Source organism: Bradyrhizobium sp., from assembly GCF_019242285.1.
Lineage (GTDB): Bacteria > Pseudomonadota > Alphaproteobacteria > Rhizobiales > Xanthobacteraceae > Bradyrhizobium.
Genome location: NZ_JAFAVV010000607.1, coordinates 1 through 4,206, shown reverse-complemented (window position 1 = coordinate 4,206; position 4,206 = coordinate 1). Strand labels below are relative to the sequence as shown.

General features: G+C 65.2%; 2 protein-coding genes and 1 rRNA gene. 1 reads left to right on the top strand and 2 read right to left on the bottom strand.

The features are described 5' to 3' along the window. Positions 1–67: ribosomal RNA gene (locus JOY90_RS24840) — 16S ribosomal RNA — on the bottom strand; the annotation flags it as partial. A gap of 852 nt (positions 68–919) precedes the next feature. Between JOY90_RS24840 and JOY90_RS24835 the strand changes: the two genes are divergently transcribed. Continuing rightward, the gene (locus JOY90_RS24835; RefSeq protein WP_291693754.1) at positions 920–2,983 is read left to right on the top strand and encodes a M23 family metallopeptidase; all 2,064 of its coding nucleotides are present in this window, start codon (positions 920–922) and stop codon (positions 2,981–2,983) included. Between the two features lie 71 nt (positions 2,984–3,054). Here JOY90_RS24835 and JOY90_RS24830 read toward each other — a convergent pair. Continuing rightward, positions 3,055–4,206 (bottom strand): AAA family ATPase (locus JOY90_RS24830; protein ID WP_291693753.1); only part of this gene is annotated, 1,152 nt, incomplete at its 5' end.

Below are 4,206 nucleotides of genomic sequence, written 5' to 3'. Positions count from 1 at the left end.
GCTCGACTTGCATGTGTTAAGCCTGCCGCCAGCGTTCGCTCTGAGCCAGGATCAAACTCTCAAGTTGGACTTGAAACTTTGAGCCGGCTGATCACAACGTTTGACGAGGTCCCACCATTTTTGATCGAACGCGATTCACATCGCGAGCGACCCAACCTCAATGAAGAGGCTGTGGTGTAACCTTATTCAAAACGTGTACCGCCGAAGTCTTTCGTCCAGTCCGAAGCAACGGAAGCTTGCGCTTTCGCAACCCCGAGACTCGCAAGGACTCCGCCGTCCACGTTTCTCTTTCTTCATCTTCACTTGTCAAACAGCCCGGGGCCAGAACCCCTCTCCCGTAGAAGGGAGCAACCGGAAGGACCGATCTCGACGGCAAATCACAACCGATTCTCTACCGGTTGTTCTTCACTCATCGAAAATGAGGAGCTTCACGGGGCACGAGTACCTGCCTTGGCCGGGGGCCAATGCAGTGCCGCGCTCAGTGGCCGCCTTATAGGCCGCCCCGTTCGGCCTTGTCAACGGTCATTGTCAACAAATCGTCGCATCGGCCCAAGTATTTTTGCGGTGCAAAGAAGCCTTGATCGTTGAAGACTTTACGCCGTACTTGAGCCACAATCCTGCGACGTTCTGACTCTAGTTAATGATTTGAATCGCCGGATGCCAGTGGGGGCGCTCGGCGTTGTGAGTTGGGGACCGGCAGCCGGAGATGTTCCGTCGCTGCTCCTCGGTGGGCCGAACAGACGTCGAAAGACCTTGGATAGCACTGTTGTTCCCGATTGCGGCCGGCTCGCTTGCCTGATCTTTGGACGACTTTGCAGTATGCTTTACTTCCGATGGCCTCAATTGCGAGGCGCAGGCGGTTTCGGGCGGGTGTTGAGGTTTGGCCCGGACGTGATCGGTGAAGTTGGGGGACATCGGATTGAACCACAGGACACCGCGCGGGGGTGGTTACGGACGCGGGATCGGGATCATTGATCTCGGTCACGAGCCACCGCTTTCGGTGGACGGCAGCGAGGCCGCGGTGATCGATCGCCGTCGCGTCTCGGTGCAATGGTTCAGCGGCACGATCCTGACCGGTCTGTGCGGCGCGGCCCTGATCGGCGGCGCCGTTTTCGCTTCGCTCGACGGCGAGATGACTTTCGCGCGCGTGCCGGAACGGGTCGAGAGCGCGCTGCGCGGCGCGTTCGGCGCCAACGACCGCAGCGCCAGCCTGCACAAGAGCGACCGCCTGCCGCCGCCGAGCGAGGCGACCGCCTCGCGCAACGTGGTGCGGGTTTCGACCGTCACGCGCGTCGGCAACCGCGACGTGGTCCGGGTGCGGCCCTTCATCCGCATCGCCGGCAACCTGTCGATGAGCACGAGCGATCTCTCCGCCAAGATCCCCCCCTTCAACGCCCAGCGCCTGCTCAACGATTCCAACCCCCAGGCCGCCGCCGACGATGCCGCGACGGCCGACGCCGCCGAGCCCGACGCCGAGGTGTCCTTCGTCACCAAGGATCTCGCCCAGGTGCTGCCGAAGGCGAAGGTCGCAGCCGTCGTCGCCCTCGACGACGTCCTGATGCGGGTCCGCGACGCCGCCAACTGGCGCGGCAATGGCGGCGTCGTGCGCTATGCGCTCGCCAACGCCACGGCGGATGCGACCGGCGCGACCCAGACCGACTTCAACAAGATGGGCTACGCCGCCGAGAGCGTGCCGTCCGACCCCTATGCCGGCTTCGAGACGCGCGTGGTGCCGGAGAACGTCACCCTGCTGCCGAAGACCAAGGAGCAGGTCACCGGCGGCAACGCGGTCGGCGAGCGCGTTCATGTCGTGAAGAAGGGCGACAGCGTCGGCTCGGTGCTGCGCGATCTCGGCGCCACGCCGGACGAGATCAAGGCGATCACCGCCGCGCTCGGCGGTCGCGGCCGCGACGGTGGCGTGAAGGAAGGCGAGAAGCTGCGCATCCTGATGGCGCCGACCAGCGCCGAGCCCGGGGCCAGGCTGCAGCCCTGCCGGGTCGTCGTCGCCAACGACACCACGGTCGAGGCGGTGACGGCGCTCTCCGATCTCGGCCGCTATGTCGCGGTCGACGTTGCCAGCATGAACACGGTCAGCGAGACGGCCAGCGCCACGAGCAGCAGCACCGACGACGAGGACGACGACGGCAGCGGCGTCCGCCTCTACCAGAGCATCTACGAGACGGCGCTGCGCAACAAGCTGCCGACCCCGGTCATCGACGAGATGATCCGCATCTATTCCTACGACGTCGACTTCCAGCGCAAGGTGCAGCCGGGCGATTCCTTCGACGTGTTCTATGCCGGCGAGGACGAGGGCTCCAGCGCCAGCGACAAGAACGAGGTGCTGTTCGCTTCGCTCACGGTCGGCGGCGAGACCAAGAGATACTACCGCTTCCAGTCCCCCGACGACGGCGTGGTCGACTATTACGACGAGTCCGGCAAGAGCGCGAAAAAGTTCCTGGTGCGCAAGCCGGTCAACGACGCCATCATGCGCTCGGGCTTCGGCGGCCGCCGCCACCCGATCCTGGGCTACGTCAAGATGCATACCGGCGTCGACTGGGCCACCGCCTACGGCACGCCGATCTTCGCCGCCGGCAACGGCGTGATCGAGAAGGCGGGGCTGGAGGGCGGCTACGGCAAATATGTCCGCATCAAGCACAATAACGGCTACGAGACCGCCTACGGCCACATGTCCGCCTTCGCCAAGGGCCTCGAGGTCGGCAAGCGGGTGCGGCAGGGTCAGGTGATCGGCTTCGTCGGTTCGACCGGCCAGTCGACCGGCCCGCACGTGCATTACGAGATCCTGGTCAACGGCCGCTTCGTCGACCCGATGCGCATCAAGCTGCCGCGCGGCCGCTCGCTGGAAGGCCCGATCATGGCGGGCTTCGAGAAGGAGCGCGACAGGCTGGACTCGATGATGACGGGCCGCGGCGCCAACGCCCGCCTCTCCGACGCCGGCGGCCCGATCCAGATGAGCAACCGCTAACTTTCACGCCCAGTTCGAACAAAGAAGCCCTCGCCGCCAGCGGCGAGGGCTTTGACGTCTCGGAGCCACCGTCAGTTCAGCTTGCGCTTCGGCAGCGGCGCCTCGAAGGGCGCGATCTCGGCGGTCTGCGGCGCCTTGCCGTTGAAGGTCAGCACGTTGCCTTCGCTTGATATCGCGACCTTGTCGCCGTCCCTCACCTCGCCGGCGAGGATCATCTCGGCCAGCGGATCCTGCAGATTGCGCTGGATCACCCGCTTCAGGGGACGCGCACCATAGGCCGGATCCCAGCCCTTGGCGGCGAGCCAGTCGCGCGCCGCGGCATCCAGCGTCAGCGTGATCTTGCGATCCTCCAGCAGCTTCGTGAGGCGGCCGAACTGGATTTCGACGATCCGGCCCATCTCGCTCTTCTGCAGCCGATGGAACAGGATGATCTCGTCGACGCGGTTCAGGAACTCGGGCCGGAAATGCGCCCGCACCATGCCCATCACCTGCTCGCGCACTGCAACCGTGTCCTCGCCTTCCGGCTGGTTGACCAGGAATTCCGAGCCGAGATTCGAGGTCATGATGATCAGCGTGTTGCGGAAATCGACGGTGCGGCCCTGCCCGTCGGTGAGCCGGCCGTCGTCGAGCACCTGCAGCAGCACGTTGAAGACGTCCGGATGGGCCTTCTCGATCTCGTCGAACAGCACCACCTGGTAGGGCCGCCGCCGCACGGCTTCCGTCAGCGCGCCGCCCTCATCATAGCCGACATAGCCGGGAGGCGCGCCGATCAGCCGCGACACCGAATGCTTCTCCATGTATTCGGACATGTCGAGGCGGACCATCGCGGTCTCGTCGTTGAAGAGATATTCCGCCAAGGCTTTCGTCAGCTCGGTCTTGCCGACGCCGGTGGGCCCCAGGAACATGAACGAGCCCATCGGGCGGTTCGGGTCCTGCAGGCCGGCGCGCGAGCGGCGCACGGCGGTCGCGACCGCGCGCACCGCCTCGGCCTGGCCGACGACGCGCCTGGCGAGAGCGTCCTCCATCTTCAGGAGCTTGTCCTTCTCGCCCTCCAGCATCTTGTCGACGGGCACGCCGGTCCAGCGCGAGACCACCTGCGCGATGTGGTTGGCGGTGACCGCCTCCTCCATCATCTCGCCGGCATTCTCCTTGGCCTCGATCTCGGCCAGCCGCTTCTCGAGCTCGGGAATCCGGCCATAGGCCAGCTCGCCCGCCTTCTGGTA